The following is a 14,488-nucleotide window of genomic DNA, read 5'->3' as shown; positions in this document are numbered from 1 at the left end:
CGCCGGGCGCCTAGACCGGGCTGACCCCCAGGCTGCGTCCGGCCAGGCCGCGGGGACGGTGTGCCAGTTCCCGGGCAATGCGCCGCAGTTCGGTTGCCGCGGTATCTTCCCGGGGGTTCTCCTCAGCGCCCACGGAGTGTCCCGCAGCCGTTGCCTCCGCGTCCGCCAACACGACGGGCAGGCCGCCGTCGCCGCCTTCACGGAGGGCAACGTCGAGCGGGATGCTGCCGAGCAGCGGAACGGGATAGCCCAGCGTCTCGCCAAGCCGTCCGGAAACCGCGGCACCGCCGCCGGAACCGAACACTTCCAGGCGTTCGCCGCCGGGCAGTGCCAGCCAGGACATATTCTCAATCACGCCGGTGACCTTCTGCCCGGTCTGCCGGGCCACGCTGCCCGCACGTTCGGCGACGTCCGCCGCAGCGCTCTGCGGTGTGGTCACCAGCAGGATTTCGGACCCCGGCAGGAGCTGCCCCACGGAGATGGCGATATCGCCGGTGCCGGGGGGAAGATCCAGGAACAGGACATCGAGGTCCCCGAAATACACGTCGGTCAGGAACTGTTCCAGTGCGCGGTGCAGCATGGGTCCGCGCCAGGCCACGGGCTGGTTGCCGTCCACGAACATCCCGATGGAAATGGTCTTGATGCCGTAGGCCACCGGGGGAAGGATCATCTCGTCCACACGGGTGGGCGGCCGGGTAATCCCGAGCAGGCCGGGCACGGAGAACCCGTGGACGTCGGCGTCGACAATCCCCACACGCAGGCCGAGCGAGGCCATGGCCGCTGCGAGGTTGACGGTGACGCTGGACTTGCCCACGCCGCCCTTGCCGCTGGCCACGGCGTACACCCGGGTCAGCGAATCGGGGCGGTTGAACGGGATGGTCCGTACCGGGTCGCCGCCGCGCAGGCGGTCCTTGAGCGCGTTGCGCTGCTCCGGCGTCATCACGTCCAGGTTCACGTCCACGGTGTTCACTCCGGGCACCGCGGCAAGAGCGCGTTCGACGTCGGCCGTGATGGTCTCCCGCAGCGGACAGCCGGCAATCGTGAGCAGTACGTCGACGCTCACGCCGCCCTCGGCGTCGAGCCGCACGTCCTTGAGCATCCCGAGTTCGGTGATGGGCCGGCGCAGCTCCGGGTCCTGGACGGTGTCCAGGGCGCGGCGCACCTGCGCTTCCAGTGCGGAAGCAGATTCGGATACTGGCACGGCTCTAGCGTTCCCTCCCGCCGGGATTCAGTTTCGGCATGCTGTCGGTGCCTTCCGGGCTGCGGCGGCGCCGCCGCGTGCCGCCGTCCTCGCGGTCATCGTTGGCCTCGAGGAGTTCCTCCAGCAGTCCGCGGATCTCGGAACGCACGTAGTCGCGGGTGGCAACCTCACGCAGGGCGATCCGCAGTTCGGCGATCTCGCGGGTGAGGTACTCGGTGTCCATGAGATTGCGTTCGGCGCGTTCACGGTCCTGCCGCACCGAGACGCGGTCCCGGTCATCCTGCCGGTTCTGGGCCAGCAGCAGCAGGGGAGCGGCATAGGAGGCCTGCAGGGAGAGCATAAGCGTCAGGACGGTGAAGCCCAGCGCTGCGCTGTCAAAGCGGGCCGATTCCGGCCCCCAGGTGTTCCAGGCGAGCCACACGAGGCAGAAGACCGTCATGTAGACCAGGAACTGCGGGGTGCCCATGAACCGGGCAAAGTTCTCCGTGGCATGGCCGAAGGCGTCGGGGTTCGGGGAGAGCCTCGGGAGCCATCGGGTCCGTGCAGAGCGGGGAGTGTCGAGGCCGGCGGTTGTTGACTTGATCTTTTCAGCCATGTGTCCTTCCCTGCTGCGTTATCGGGCCGGTTTCGTCGGAGATGCGCCAGTCGTCCGGCAACAGGTGGTCCAGCACATCGTCCACTGTCACCGCACCGACCAGGCGGCCGGCGTCGTTGATCACCGGCAGTGAGTTCAAGTTGTAGGTGGCCAGCATCCGCGACACTTCGCTGATGGTGGCGTGGTCACGCACCGGTTCCAGGTCCGTGTCCAGGATGTTGCCCAGTGCTTCCGGCGGTGCCGAGCGCAGCAGCTGCTGGATGTGCACCACGCCGAGGTACTTGCCCGTGGGTGTTTCCAGCGGCGGCCGGCAGACGTAGATCGACGAGGCAAGGGCGGGGGTGAGCTCTTCGCGGCGTACGTGCGCCAGTGCTTCGGCCACGGTGGCCTCGGGCGGCAGGATGACCGGCACGGGGGTCATCAGTGATCCGGCCGTGTCTTCGTCATAGTTCAGCAGGCGCCGCACGTCCCGGGCGTCCTCGGGCTCCATCAGTGCCAGGAGCTCTTCCTTCTGCTCCTCGGGCAGCTCGTTGAGGAGGTCCGCGGCGTCGTCGGGGTCCATTTCCTCCAGCACGTCCGCGGCCCGTTCGAGGTCCAGGGACTGCAGGATCTGGACCTGGTCGTTGTCGGGCAGCTCCTGCAGGACGTCTGCCAGGCGTTCGTCCTGCAGCTCGCTGGCCACTTCGATCCGGCGCTTGCCGCTCATCTCGTGCAGTGCGTCGGCGAAGTCCGCGGCCTTGAGGTCATCATTCTGGGCGACGAAGGACGTGGCGGCCTGGGGGCCGGTGGCATCCCAGTGCTTAATGTCCTTCCAGTCCAGGATCATCTGTTCCCCCCTGCGGCGCAGGGACCGCAGGCGGGAGGGGGAACCGCCGCGGCGGACGAAGAGGTTGGAGACATGCCAGTCTCCGGCGCGGTTCTGCTCAATGGCAATGTCTTCAATGGTGGCTTCGCCGCTGCCGTCGCGCAGCTGCACGCGGCGGTCAAAGAGTTCCGCGACCACCAGCATCTCGGCCCCGCGCTGTTCGAAGCGGCGCAGGTTGACCAGCCCGGTGCAGATGATCTGCCCCGGATCCATTGAGGTGATGCGGGTGAGGGGGACGAAGACGCGCTTCTTGCCGGGGACCTCCACGACAATGCCTACGGCCTGGGGCGGCCGGCCGGGCCCGCGGTCAAGCACGACCGCATCGCGCAGCCGGCCGAGACGGTCACCCAGCGGGTCGAAGACGTCAAGGCCGAGCAGGCGCGCAATAAAGACTCGGGTTGGATTTGTGCTCACCTTATAAGGCTACTTTGTGCCCGCCGGTAACGCGGTATCACGGGGTACGCGGGAGGTGAGTCCGTTCACTGCGAGCGATACGTTCACCGTCCGGGGCAGGTATGGGCGAGAATGGAGCAATGTCGAACCTATTTGGTGCCACCCCTCCGCGTGACGCGGGCCGCAGCCTGCCCCAGGGTGAAACGGTGGGCCGCTACACGGCCTACCTCGACGCCCAGAAGGCCGTGGACTACCTTGCCGACAACAAGTTCCCGGTCCAGCTGGTCTCGATTGTCGGCAACGAACTCAAGTCCGTTGAACGGGTGACCGGCCGCCTGACGTACCCCCGCGTGGCGGGCTCCAGCGCGTTGACGGGTGCCTGGTTCGGCCTCTTTGTGGGCCTTGCCCTGATGCTCTTCGGGGGCAGCGCCGCCGCGATCTCCATCCTTCCGTCCATGGCGCTGGGCGCCGTTTTCTGGGTGCTCTTCGGGGTCCTGGCCTATGCCCTGCAGCGCGGACGCAGGGACTTCACCTCCACCAGCCAGGTCATCGCCACCAGCTACGACGTCATTGTGGCCCGCGAGGCTGCCAACGACGCCCGGCAGCTGCTGCACCGGCTGCCCATGGTCGGCCAGGCCGGGCATCCGCAGGCCCCGGCCGCCGGTCCCCGCCATGACGCACTACGCCCGCCGGCAGGCGGACAGCAGGCACCGGAACGGCCGTCCGGCTGGGCCAACCCCTACGGGAGCCCCGCTCCGGACTCCGATCCCGCCGGGCAGGCTCCGGCCGGCGGCGCACACGCCGTGGAAGCCGGCGCAGAAGCAGCCGCCTCCGGCGCCAAGCCCGCTACGCCGCGCGGCCAGTTCCCCGACCTTCCGGACGGCCGCCCGCAGTACGGTGTCCGCCGTCCCGTCCAGCCCGCCGTGCAGTCCGATTCCGGGCAGCCAGATTCTGCGCAGCCGGCCGTACAGCCGGATTCTGCGCAGCCGGCGGCAACGCAGCCCGCGTCCGGGCAGCCGGAAGGCCCGCGGGACGAGCAGCCCCGCCAGTAGGACGCACGAAAAAAGGTCCGCATCCCTTCGGGGATGCGGACCTTTTCTGTGGAAACCGGAGGGTTACTCGGCGGCGTAGATGCCGGCCATCCAGTCTTCGACGTCTCCCGGGTTGCGCGGCAGGGCATCGCTGAGGTTCACGGGCCCGTCGGCGGTGATGAGGACGTCGTCCTCAATCCGCACGCCGATGCCGCGGTATTCCTCGGGCACGGACAGATCGGTGTCCTTGAAGTAAAGACCGGGTTCGATGGTGAAGACCATGCCCTCGGTGATGGTGCCGTCCAGGTACAGCTCGGCGCGGGCTTGGGCGCAGTCGTGCACATCCATGCCCAGGTGGTGGCTGACGCCGTGCGGCATCCACCGGCGGTGCTGCTGGCCTTCGGGGGACAGGGCTTCCTCGAGGGGCACGGGCAGCAGGCCCCAGGCATCCAGGTTTTCGGCCAGGACCTTCACGGCTGCGGCGTGCACGTCGCGGAACTTGGCACCGGGCTTGGCGGCCGCGAAGCCCGCATCGGCGGCGTCGAGCACTGCCTGGTACACCCGGCGCTGGACCTCGGTGTAGGTGCCGTTGACCGGCAGGGTGCGGGTGATGTCGGCTGTGTAGAGGCTTTCGGCCTCAACTCCGCCGTCCAGCAGCAGCAGGTCCCCGGCGGAGACGGCGCCGTTGTTGCGGATCCAGTGCAGGACCGTGGCGTTGTTGCCGGAGGCGGCGATGGTGTCGTAGCCCAGGTCATTGCCTTCTTCCCGGGCGCGGGCAAAGAAGGCGCCTTCGACGACGCGTTCGCCGCGGGGGTGGGAAATGGCGCGGGGGAGTGCCTTAACCACTTCGGTGAAACCGTTGACCGTAGCGGCAACGGCTGCCTTCATCTGCTCGACCTCCCACTCGTCCTTGACCAGGCGGAGTTCGGAGAGGGCCTCGGTCAGTTCCCCGTCGAGGGCATCCAATGCGCTGAGATCGGCGTTCTCCGGGTCCAGGGCGGTGTTGTAGCGGACGGTGTCCACCAGGGCATCGACCATTTCGTCGACGCTGCGCAGCAGGCGCACGGAGATGCCGCCGAACTGCGGGTCGCCGATGTTGTTGGTGATGGCGGTTTCCGCCTCGTCGAGGTGCCGGGTGGGCAGGCCGATCAGCGCGCTGATTTCCGCCAGGCCGAGCCGGTCCCCGATCCAGAACGAACCGTAGCGGGCGTTGGAGTAGAACTCGTCGCTCTCAGTGCCGGCCAGCGGGCGGAAGTAGAGCACCGCAGTGTGGTTGCCGCCGTCGTCGCCTGCACCCGGTTCGGTGGGCTCCATCACCAGCACGGCATCCGGCTCGCGGTCCACGCCGAGGCCGGTCAGGTGCGCAAAGCCGGAGTGCGCGCGGAAGCGGTAGTCGGTGTCATTGGAGCGCACCTTCAGCGGGCCGGCCGGGATAACCAGCCGTTCGCCGGGGAAACGCTCGGAGAGGGCGCGGCGGCGGCGAGCTGCGAACGGCGCCACGGCGTCGGGTTCGGGCAGCTCGCCGGATTCCGCGGCCCAGCCGGAGGACATGAACTTCTTGAAGGCTTCGGAGGAGGGGCGCTGGGACCGGTTGTTGACCCGGTCTTCCAGCGGCTGGCCTTCGGAGGGCTCGGGCAGGGATGTCGTCGAATTCGCTTCAGTAGTCACCCTTCCATGGTCTCATTGCCTCCCGGGCGGGCAAAACATCCCGGACTGCCCGGGGTACCGGCCCGGAACGGGACACGGCGTCCGGGGGCGTAGATTGAAAGCGTGAAAATCGACCTGCACACCCACTCCTGCGTGTCCGACGGCACCGAGCAGCCGGCGGACGTGATCGCCTCCGCCGCCGCAGCCGGACTCGATGCAATTGCCCTCACCGACCACGACACCACGGCGGGCTGGGACGACGCCGCTGCTGCCGCCCGGAGCCACGGGATCACGTTCGTGCCCGGGATGGAGGTCTCCTGCCGCAGCAGCGAGGGGATCAGCGTCCATGTGCTGTCCTATCTGCATGATCCGCGCCATCCGGGACTGCTCGAGGAAATTGCCCGGTCGCGCGCAGCCCGCGTCTCCCGGGCGGAACTGATGGTGCAGCGGCTGGCGGAGGATTTCCCCATCGACTGGGCATCCGTGCAGGAACAGGTGGCCCCGGGAGCGACCATCGGGCGCCCGCACATTGCCGACGCCCTGGTGGCCGCCGGCGTCGTGCCGAACCGGTCAGCTGCCTTCAGCGGAATCCTGACGGCGAGGTCGCCCTATTTCGTGGCGCATTACGCGCCGGATCCGGCGCTGGCAGTGGAACTGATCCGGAAGGCGGGCGGAGTGCCTGTCTTCGCACACCCCGTCGCTTCCTCACGGGGAAGGGTGGTTGGAGAGGCGGTTTTCGCCGAAATGATCGACGCCGGCCTGCTGGGTGTGGAAGTGAATCATCGGGATAATCCCGAGCCGGGCAGGGAATGGCTCCGCCGGCTGGCAAAGGAACATGACCTGCTGGTCACGGGTTCCAGCGACTACCACGGCACCGGGAAGCCGAACCTGCTGGGCGAGTTCACGACGGAACCGGCGGTGCTGGAACGCATCGCCGGGCTGGGAACCGGAGCCGCCGTCGTCGGACCGCTGCCGCGGTAGGGGACGGTCCGGAGCCGGGACCTAGATACCGGCCGCCGGCAGCGGCGAACCTGTGTCGGCGGAAACCACCGTCGCGGCCGAACCCAGCCGCCGGGCCATAACATCGATTGCCTGCGGGTTGGCATCCACGCAGACGAACTTCCGACCCAGCTTGGCTGCAACGGCGCCCAGCGTGCCGGACCCGGCAAAGAAATCCAGTACCCAGTCGCCCTCGCGGCTGCTGGCTGCGACGGCACGCCGCAGCAGCCCCTCGGGTTTCTGCGTGGGATAGCCGGTCTTCTCCCGGCCGGTGGGGGACACGATGGTGTGCCACCAGACGTCGGTGGGCAGCTTGCCCAGTGCCACCTTTTCGGGCGTCACGAGACCCGGGGCCATGTACGGCTCGCGGTCCACCTCGGCGTTGTCGAAGTGGTAGGTCTCCGGGTTCTTGACATAGACCAGGATGTTGTCGTGCTTGGCGGGCCAGCGGTTTTTCGCCCGTCCGCCGTAGTCGTAGGCCCAGATGATTTCGTTCAGGAAGCAGTCCCGGCCGAACAACGCGTCCAGCATGACCTTCGCGTAATGCACCTCGCGGTAATCGAGGTGCACATACAGGGTGCCGTCATCGGCCAGCAGCCGCCAGGCCTGCGCGAGCCGGGGTTCCAGGAACGCCCAGTAATCCTCGAAGGCGTCGTCGTAGCTGGAGAGCAGCCCCTTGACCGTACTGTAGCTGCGGCCCTTGAAGCCGATCCGGTCGCCGGCGCCGTCCAGGTTGCGGACCATAGTGGTCTGCTGGCGGCGCTGGGCCCGCCCCGTGTTGAAGGGCGGGTCCACATAAATCATGGTGAAGGAGCCGTCCGGCAGGGTCGGGAGGAACTCCGCGTTATCCGCGTGTACCACCAGCGACCCGCCGTCCGGCGTCCACAGAGGGGTGCTCATGGCAGGGCCTGCGCCGCCGCTATTCGGCGGCCGGGCCGGTCTTGGGAACAACCTCGCCGTTGCGGCGGCGGGTCCGGCTCCGGCGCGGGCGGTCGGCGGCCGTGCCGTCCGCTGCCGGAGCCGCGGTCCGCGCTTCGGCCGGACGGGTTTCGGCGGTCCGCGCTTCAGCAGGACGGTCTGCGGACCGGGAGTCACCGGAGCGCGACTCGCCCCGGCGGGATCCCTGTCCGCCGCTGCGGGCACGGTCGGAGGAGCGCCCGGAACCGCTGCGCTCCGGACGCCCGGAGCCGGAGCGGCCGCCCTCACGGGAGGAGGATGCGCTGCGTCCGCCGGACTTGCCGGTTTCGCCGAGATCCTCGATCTTTTCGGCATCGATGCCCGCGTGGGTGCGCTTGTTGCGGGGCAGGCGCCCCTTGGTGCCTTCGGGGATGTCCAGATCCGTGTACAGGTGCGGGGAGGAGGAGTAGGTTTCCACCGGCTCCGCCTGGTCCAGGCCCAGGGCCTTGTTGATCAGGCCCCAGCGGGGGACGTCGTCCCAGTCCACGAAGGTCACCGCGGTGCCCTTGTTGCCGGCGCGGCCGGTGCGGCCAACGCGGTGCAGGTAGGTCTTCTCGTCCTCGGGGCACTGGTAGTTGATGACGTGGGTGACGTCGTCGACGTCGATGCCGCGCGCGGCGACGTCGGTGGCCACCAGCACATCGACCTTTTCATTGCGGAACGCGCGCATGGCCTGCTCGCGGGCACCCTGGCCCAGGTCGCCGTGCATGGCAGCGACGGCGAAGCCGCGGTCCACGAGCTCTTCGGACAGCTTCGCGGCGGTGCGCTTGGTCTTGGTGAAGATGATGGTCCGGCCGCGGCCGCGTGCCTGCAGGATGCGGGCCACTACTTCGGCCTTGTCCAGGTTGTGCGCCCGGTAGACGACCTGCCGGATGTCCTTCTTCGTCAGGCCTTCATCGTCGGGATCAGCGGCCCGGATGTGGGTGGGCTTGGTCATGTAGCGGCGGGCCATGGCGACGACGGCGCCCGGCATGGTGGCCGAGAACAGCAGGGTCTGGCGCACGGCCGGGGTGGCGGCCATCAGCGTTTCGACGTCGGGCAGGAAGCCGAGGTCCAGCATTTCGTCGGCCTCGTCAAGGACGACGACCCGGACGTTCTTCAGCGAGAGGTGCTTCTTGTTGTAGAGATCGATCAGGCGGCCGGGGGTGCCGACCACGATTTCGACGCCGGCTGCCAGGGCTTCCGTCTGCGGTTCGTAGGCACGGCCGCCGTAGATCGTGACGATGCGGGCGCCGCGGCGGCGGGCGGCGGTGGTGAGGTCGCCTGCCACCTGGACTGCCAGTTCACGGGTGGGCACCACGATCAGGGCCTGCGGCGCGCCGGGAACGGCGAGTTCGGCGTAGCCCTCGTCTTCGGGACCCACCACCCGCTGGAGAGCGGGAATGCCGAAACCGAGCGTCTTGCCGGTGCCGGTCTTGGCCTGGCCGATGATGTCGTGGCCGCCGAGGGCAACGGGCAGCGTCATGGACTGGATGGGGAAGGGATGGGTAATCCCGGCGTCGGCAAGGGATTCGACGATGTCTGCTCGGACGCCGAAGTCGGCGAAGGTCAGTTCGGGAATCTCGGCAGCCTTCGCCTCGACGGCGAGGGTGTCGGCGACCGCAAGTGCTTCGGTGCTGTCATCGGCAGTGAGGTGACGATCGTCAACCTCGGAAAGTTCAGTGTTCAATTAAATACCGTTCAGTTTAGGCAGCGCGGGGGCGCCAGGCTCGACGAGTGGCTGTTACAGCCCATCCCGGAGCGGATGGCACGCACGCGGTGCGTCCAGCGGAAGCCGATCGCGGGCTAACAACTGCTGGCCGCCTGTGCTCCATTGGCCACGGCGGCGGCCGAAAATTCAAGATCGCGTAGGGTTTGCGGGTCTGGTCAGTACAGCAAAAACAACAACTTCAAGGACAGACGACCGGGCATCCAATTTCTACTTTCCCAGTCTACCCGCCAGCCGCTGAACACCGCGCATCCGGCTGCGGGCGCGGCCCGCGCCGGCGGCGGCGGGTACGCTGGCGGGTATGACTAACGGGCACCATTCGGATCATCCGGCCGCATCCGGTGCGGCCGCGCAGCACACCGGAGACACTTACCAGCGGTTCCTCACGGACCTTTTCGGAGCCATCGCCTACGGCGAACTGTCGGCGTTTGAACGGATGTCCTCCGACGCCCGCTTTTCCCCGACACTGCATGACCGCGCCACCCTGGGACGCCTCGCGGTGCATGAATACGCGCACTTCGAACTGATCTGTGCCCGGCTCAGTGCCATGGGCGCGGACCCGGAAGAAGCCATGCGGCCCTTCCAGCCCTCCGTGGACGCGTTCCACGACCGCACCCGGCCTGCGGACTGGTACGAGTCCCTGATGAAGTTCTATGTCACGGACGCCATCTCCGACGATTTCTATTCCGCGGTGGCGTCCCGGCTGGACGCGGAAACCAACAGCCTGTTCCAGGGACTCAAGGCCACGGAGCAGCCGGGCGAAATCCTGCTCGGCCGGCTGCGGGAAGCCCTTGCGGATGACCCGCGGCTGGCCTCGCGGCTGGCACTGTGGGGCAGGCGGCTGGTGGGTGAAGCACTCACCCAGGCCCAGCGGGTCCTGATGGAACGGGCCTTCCTGGGCGGGCTGCTCGATGGTGAAGGCCAGGGGGCCGTCGACGCCGAAATCAAGTCGCTCACGGCGCAGCTGACACGGAACCACTCAAAACGCATGAGTCTTCTCGGCCTGACAGCCTAGCCGTGCACCGGGCTTATCCCGGTGCAGAACATAGAAAAGGGCGGTGCCGAAGCACCGCCCTTTTCCGTGTCCTGTACGTCTGTCCTGTTCCCGCTTCCGGGCCGGCACCGCGTCACCGGAGCTACAGGCGCAGGATGCGCTCGGTCTCGGCGGTGTCCGCCCTGGCGCGGCTGCGGCCGATCGGAACAGCAGCCACGATGGGCGCCAGGATCGATACGGCAACCGGAACAGCCCAGCCGACCCAGTCCGCTTCAAAGGAAGCGGCGCCTGCGGCCCGCAGCGCCAGCCAGGTGAGCAGTGCGGCGCACACGGCGATGCCGGGCAGCAGCAGCGCACCGTAGAGGGCACGATGGCGGTCAACCGCCCACACCGCGAAACCTGCGGCGGCGGCGGTCAACGTGACCAGGATCAGGCTGAGCATGGCGCGGCGGGCTAGAGGGCCCCGAAGCCGACCCGGCGGACTTCCTCGGCACCGATTTCGACGTAGCCGATGGAAGCGCCGGGAACAACGATCAGCCGGCCCTTGATGTCCTTCAGCCGCAGCAGCGCGCTGCTGGCGAGGGACTGCTCCACGGCGTCGGCAACTTCATCGGCACTCTGGCCGGATTCGAAGACAATTTCGCGGGCTACATTCTGAATGCCGATTTTTACTTCCACCGTGATGCCTCCTGATTAACGATTTACGAACTAATCCGAAATCTACTCTAGATCTCTTTGGGGAACCGGCTGATTCCGCGCCAAGCTAAACGGTAGACCAGCTCGCTGGCCGCATCGATGTCCAGGTCGCCGTCCGTTTCCAGCCAGTACCGGGCGCTGACCTGCGCCATTCCGGCCAGGGCCCGGCCCAGCAGGGTGGCCTCGAGGTGGGAAAGCTTGGTGTCTTCGGCAATGACCCCGGCAATGCTGTTGGCGAAGCGGGCATTGAATTCCTCGATGCGGGCGCTGACCTCGGCATCATTGGTGAGGTCGGATTCGAACACCATCCGGTGTCCCTGGCTGTCCTGCGCCACGAAGCGGAAATAGGCCCGCATGGTCTCCCGGACCCGGAGCTTGTTGTCCGTGGTGGAGTTCAGTGCGGTCGCCAGGAACTCGGTGAGCGTATTCAAGTGGTTGTCCAGCAGGGCCATGTACAGCTCCCGCTTGCCGGGGAAGTGCTGGTACAGGACGGGTTTGCTGACGTGCGCCGCTTCGGCGATCTCGTCCATGGCCGCGCCGTGGAAGCCGTTGCTGACGAACACTTCCTGCGCTGCGCTGAGCAGCTGCCGGCGGCGTTCCTCCCGCGGGAGCCGAACCGGTTTGCCGGCTGCCTGGTTACTCACTGGTGGACCTCTCAACAGTTCCGGAGCACTGAGCTGCACGGACAATGACCCTTAGTTTACCTGCGGGTATTCGAAGCGACAGGCCCAACCGCCATACCCGTGGCTTAGATTGGACTTCATGACCATAGCAAGTGCATCCGTTCCCGCCGGCGAACTACCGCCCCTGGTGGCGCCCGGCGAGGACCTGACCCGCGATGAAACCGAACGCTACTCCCGGCACCTGATCATCCCCGGCTTCGGCGCCGCAGCGCAGCGCCGCCTGAAGAACGCCCGGGTGCTGGTGGTGGGGGCCGGAGGGCTGGGATCACCGGCCCTGCTGTACCTGGCAGCCGCGGGAGTGGGCACGCTGGGAATTGTCGACGATGACGTCGTGGACGTCTCCAACCTGCAGCGCCAGGTCATCCACGGCGTGTCCGACGTCGGCACCCCCAAGGCGGAGTCCGCCGCCCGCTCCGTCGCGGAACTGAACCCGCTGGTCCGCGTCATCCTGCACCGGGAGCGGCTGGACAACTCCAACGTCCTGGACATCTTCTCCGGCTATGACCTGATTGTGGACGGGACCGACAACTTCGCCACCCGCTACCTGGTCAACGACGCCGCCGAAATCCTGGGCAAGCCGTACGTCTGGGGATCGATTCTCCGGTATGACGGCCAGGTCAGCGTGTTCTGGGGCGAACACGGACCCACCTACCGCGACCTGTTCCCGCAGGCGCCCCCGGCAGGGTCCGTGCCCTCCTGCGCGGAAGGGGGAGTGCTCGGGGTGCTCTGCGCGCAGATCGGCTCGGTCATGGTCAACGAGGCCATCAAACTCATCACCGGAACGGGGCGGACCCTGCTGGGCCGGGTCCTGGTGTTTAATGCCCTGGAGATGAGCTGGCGCGAACTCCGGGTCCGCCGGGATCCGCAGGCGGAACGCGTGACCGAGCTGAGCGACTACCAGGCCTTCTGCGGCATTGCGCCCGCGGAACCCGGCCCGGCCGGAGCCGAAGTCGAGGTGACGGAACTGCGGGACCTGCTGGCGGAACGCTCGGCAGGAGCGCTGGACTTCGAGCTGCTGGATGTCCGCGAGCCGGGGGAGCATGAGATTGTCCGCATCGACGGCGCCCGCCTGGCGCCGCGGGCCGCGGTGCTGGCGGGGGAGTTCCGGCCGAACCGGGACCGGCCGGTGTACGTGCACTGCAAGTCAGGCGTGCGGTCCGCGGAGGTCGCAGCCTATCTGCGCCGCGAGGGGTATCCGGAGGTCTACAACGTGACCGGCGGGATCCTGGAGTGGGTGCGACGGGTGGAACCGGAGAAGCCGGTCTACTGAGGTTCGCTACGCGGACTTCGGCTCGGCGTCGTCCTCGCTGGGGGCGGTGCCGGAGCCGGCATCCTTGGCGGGAGCGGCGGCGTCGCCGCGCTCCACGGTGATGCCGTACAGGGCCTCCAGGCCCCGGATGTAGTCCTCCTGCTGACCGCTGGCGGCCAGTTCACGGGCCCGGACCGTGGGGACGTGGAGCAGCTGCTTCACCATGCGGCGCATGGCGAACTCCACTTCCTGGGCGGCGCCGGTGCAGCCGTGCTGGGCGCGGACCTTCTCCAGCTCCGATTCGAGCACGTCCAGGGTGTGCCGGCGCAGGGCGACGATGGCCGAGTCCATCTCGCGGCTGAGCTGCTGCTTCGAGAAGTTCTTCGCGGCGTCGGCAACGATGGTGCTCGCCTGCTTCAGGGATTCGGCCTGCTCGGCCGGTGCGGCCAGCCGGACGGATTCCAGGGTGATCAGCTCGACGCCGTCGATCTCGCGGACCGCCGGCTCAAAGTCATGGGTCAGCGCAAGGTCAATGATGATGAGCGGCTTGCCGGCTGCCTCGCGGACCCGGCGGACATCTTCGGCGCTGACCTGGCTGTCGCTGCCGCTGCAGCCGATGACGACGTCGGCGCGGGTCAGCGCGGCGGGCAGGGACTCGCGGGTCAGGGGCTTTCCGCCGCGTGAGGCGGCGAAGGACTCCGCACGGTTCGAGGAGGAATAGACGCTGATATCGGTGCAGCCGCGCTCCTTGAGGAGGGCCATGGTGGCGCCGGCGTACGCGCCGGTACCGAACACCACCACCGATTTCTTCGACCAGTCGCGGTCTTCGGACAAGTCCGTGGCCAGGCCCAGGGCCACCGACACAATGGAAAGCCCCCGTTTACCGAGGGCTGTCAGGGCGCCAACATCCTTGGCGGTGCGGGAAGCGGTCTGGAATAAGCGGGTGAGGCCGCCGCTGGCGGTTCCGCTCTCCTGGGCTTCAATAAGTGCCCGGCGCACCTGGCCGGCGATTTCGCGTTCGCCCACGACGGCGGAATCCAGTCCCGCGCCAACGGCGAACAGGTGCTGGGGTACGGATTCGCCGATGTTCGTGGCGAAGGAGCGGGAGACGAGGTCTTCGCTCATGCCGGAGTGCCGGCTGATTTCTGCAACAACAGCCGAACGGGCGGCTTCAATATCGGCGTCCGAGCCGGTTTCGCAATACACCTCCAACCTGTTGCAGGTTGCGAGGACAACGGAGCCGGAGACGGCGGTTCCGGAATCGACCAGCGAAGACGAGACCTCGGATGCGCCGGCACTCAGCCGGGCGACAGTCTCCAGGTCTACGTCGGTGTGCGTAGCAATGAGGGAAAGTAGAACCACAGTAGGTCAATACTAGCCACGCCCGGGAGGATACCTTCAATCGGTCCGGCCGGAAATCGATCGTTAGAGGTGTGAGAAGCGCCACCGGGGCCGCCCGGAAGGGCCCGG

At 67.7% G+C, this 14,488-nt stretch carries 14 protein-coding genes; 4 read left to right on the top strand and 10 right to left on the bottom strand.

From position 1 onward, the window contains the following. Positions 1 to 10: 10 nt before the first annotated feature. From N2K95_RS11985 to N2K95_RS11975, 3 genes are read right to left on the bottom strand one after another with little or no spacing between them, the layout of a single operon-like run. Positions 11 to 1,201, bottom strand: a complete 1,191-nt coding sequence (locus N2K95_RS11985) for an Mrp/NBP35 family ATP-binding protein (protein WP_260651741.1) — start codon at positions 1,199 to 1,201, stop codon at positions 11 to 13. A 4-nt stretch (positions 1,202 to 1,205) separates the two neighbouring features. Next, positions 1,206 to 1,796, bottom strand: a complete 591-nt coding sequence (locus tag N2K95_RS11980) for a DUF1003 domain-containing protein (protein ID WP_260651740.1) — start codon at positions 1,794 to 1,796, stop codon at positions 1,206 to 1,208. Beyond that, positions 1,789 to 3,075 carry a magnesium transporter gene (locus tag N2K95_RS11975; protein WP_255790326.1) on the bottom strand — a complete coding sequence of 429 codons (1,287 nt, stop codon included), beginning with the start codon at positions 3,073 to 3,075 and terminating at the stop codon, positions 1,789 to 1,791. Before N2K95_RS11975 ends, N2K95_RS11980 begins: the two co-directional genes overlap by 8 nt. Before the next feature lie 119 nt (positions 3,076 to 3,194). Here N2K95_RS11975 and N2K95_RS11970 point away from each other — a divergent pair, with 119 nt between their 5' ends. Continuing rightward, positions 3,195 to 4,106 (top strand): general stress protein, encoded by a 912-nt coding sequence (locus N2K95_RS11970; RefSeq protein WP_260651739.1) that lies wholly within the window; start codon positions 3,195 to 3,197, stop codon positions 4,104 to 4,106. A gap of 63 nt (positions 4,107 to 4,169) precedes the next feature. Here N2K95_RS11970 and N2K95_RS11965 read toward each other — a convergent pair whose 3' ends face one another. Beyond that, complete coding sequence (locus N2K95_RS11965) at positions 4,170 to 5,753, bottom strand: aminopeptidase P family protein (RefSeq protein WP_260651738.1); 1,584 nt, start codon at positions 5,751 to 5,753, stop codon at positions 4,170 to 4,172. A 102-nt stretch (positions 5,754 to 5,855) separates the two neighbouring features. Between N2K95_RS11965 and N2K95_RS11960 the strand changes: the two genes are divergently transcribed. After that, a complete protein-coding gene (locus N2K95_RS11960) occupies positions 5,856 to 6,713 on the top strand; it encodes a PHP domain-containing protein (protein ID WP_260651737.1) in 858 nt (285 codons plus the stop codon). Between the two features lie 21 nt (positions 6,714 to 6,734). Here the strand turns inward: N2K95_RS11960 and N2K95_RS11955 are convergent, their stop codons facing one another. Next, the gene (locus N2K95_RS11955; protein ID WP_260651736.1) at positions 6,735 to 7,631 is read right to left on the bottom strand and encodes a DNA-methyltransferase; all 897 of its coding nucleotides are present in this window, start codon (positions 7,629 to 7,631) and stop codon (positions 6,735 to 6,737) included. Between the two features lie 19 nt (positions 7,632 to 7,650). Beyond that, on the bottom strand, positions 7,651 to 9,357 hold the full coding sequence (locus N2K95_RS11950) for a DEAD/DEAH box helicase (RefSeq protein WP_260651735.1): 1,707 nt from the start codon (positions 9,355 to 9,357) through the stop codon (positions 7,651 to 7,653). A 340-nt stretch (positions 9,358 to 9,697) separates the two neighbouring features. Between N2K95_RS11950 and N2K95_RS11945 the strand changes: the two genes are divergently transcribed. After that, a complete protein-coding gene (locus N2K95_RS11945) occupies positions 9,698 to 10,411 on the top strand; it encodes a ferritin-like domain-containing protein (RefSeq protein ID WP_260651734.1) in 714 nt (237 codons plus the stop codon). Positions 10,412 to 10,532: 121 nt separating this feature from the next. On the opposite strand, the gene N2K95_RS11940 is transcribed toward N2K95_RS11945, so the two are convergent. Genes N2K95_RS11940 through N2K95_RS11930 form a run of 3 tightly spaced genes read right to left on the bottom strand, consistent with a single transcriptional unit; the run spans position 10,533 to position 11,730 of the window. Beyond that, positions 10,533 to 10,832: a hypothetical protein gene (locus N2K95_RS11940; protein WP_260651733.1), complete on the bottom strand. Its 300-nt coding sequence runs from the start codon at positions 10,830 to 10,832 to the stop codon at positions 10,533 to 10,535. Between the two features lie 11 nt (positions 10,833 to 10,843). Continuing rightward, entirely contained in the window at positions 10,844 to 11,068 is a 225-nt protein-coding gene (locus N2K95_RS11935) for a DUF3107 domain-containing protein (protein WP_255790299.1), read from the bottom strand. A gap of 47 nt (positions 11,069 to 11,115) precedes the next feature. After that, positions 11,116 to 11,730, bottom strand: a complete 615-nt coding sequence (locus N2K95_RS11930; RefSeq protein WP_260651732.1) for a TetR/AcrR family transcriptional regulator — start codon at positions 11,728 to 11,730, stop codon at positions 11,116 to 11,118. Positions 11,731 to 11,848: 118 nt separating this feature from the next. Here N2K95_RS11930 and moeB point away from each other — a divergent pair, with 118 nt between their 5' ends. Then, positions 11,849 to 13,039, top strand: a complete 1,191-nt coding sequence (gene moeB / locus N2K95_RS11925; protein WP_260651731.1) for a molybdopterin-synthase adenylyltransferase MoeB — start codon at positions 11,849 to 11,851, stop codon at positions 13,037 to 13,039. A 6-nt stretch (positions 13,040 to 13,045) separates the two neighbouring features. Here the strand turns inward: moeB and N2K95_RS11920 are convergent, their stop codons facing one another. Beyond that, positions 13,046 to 14,380 (bottom strand): glutamyl-tRNA reductase, encoded by a 1,335-nt coding sequence (locus N2K95_RS11920; RefSeq protein WP_260651730.1) that lies wholly within the window; start codon positions 14,378 to 14,380, stop codon positions 13,046 to 13,048. Positions 14,381 to 14,488 lie beyond the last annotated feature (108 nt).

The sequence above is a fragment of the Arthrobacter zhaoxinii genome (assembly GCF_025244925.1).
GTDB classification, from domain to species: Bacteria; Actinomycetota; Actinomycetes; order Actinomycetales; family Micrococcaceae; genus Arthrobacter_B; species Arthrobacter_B zhaoxinii.
This window is presented reverse-complemented; position numbering and strand designations above follow the sequence as displayed.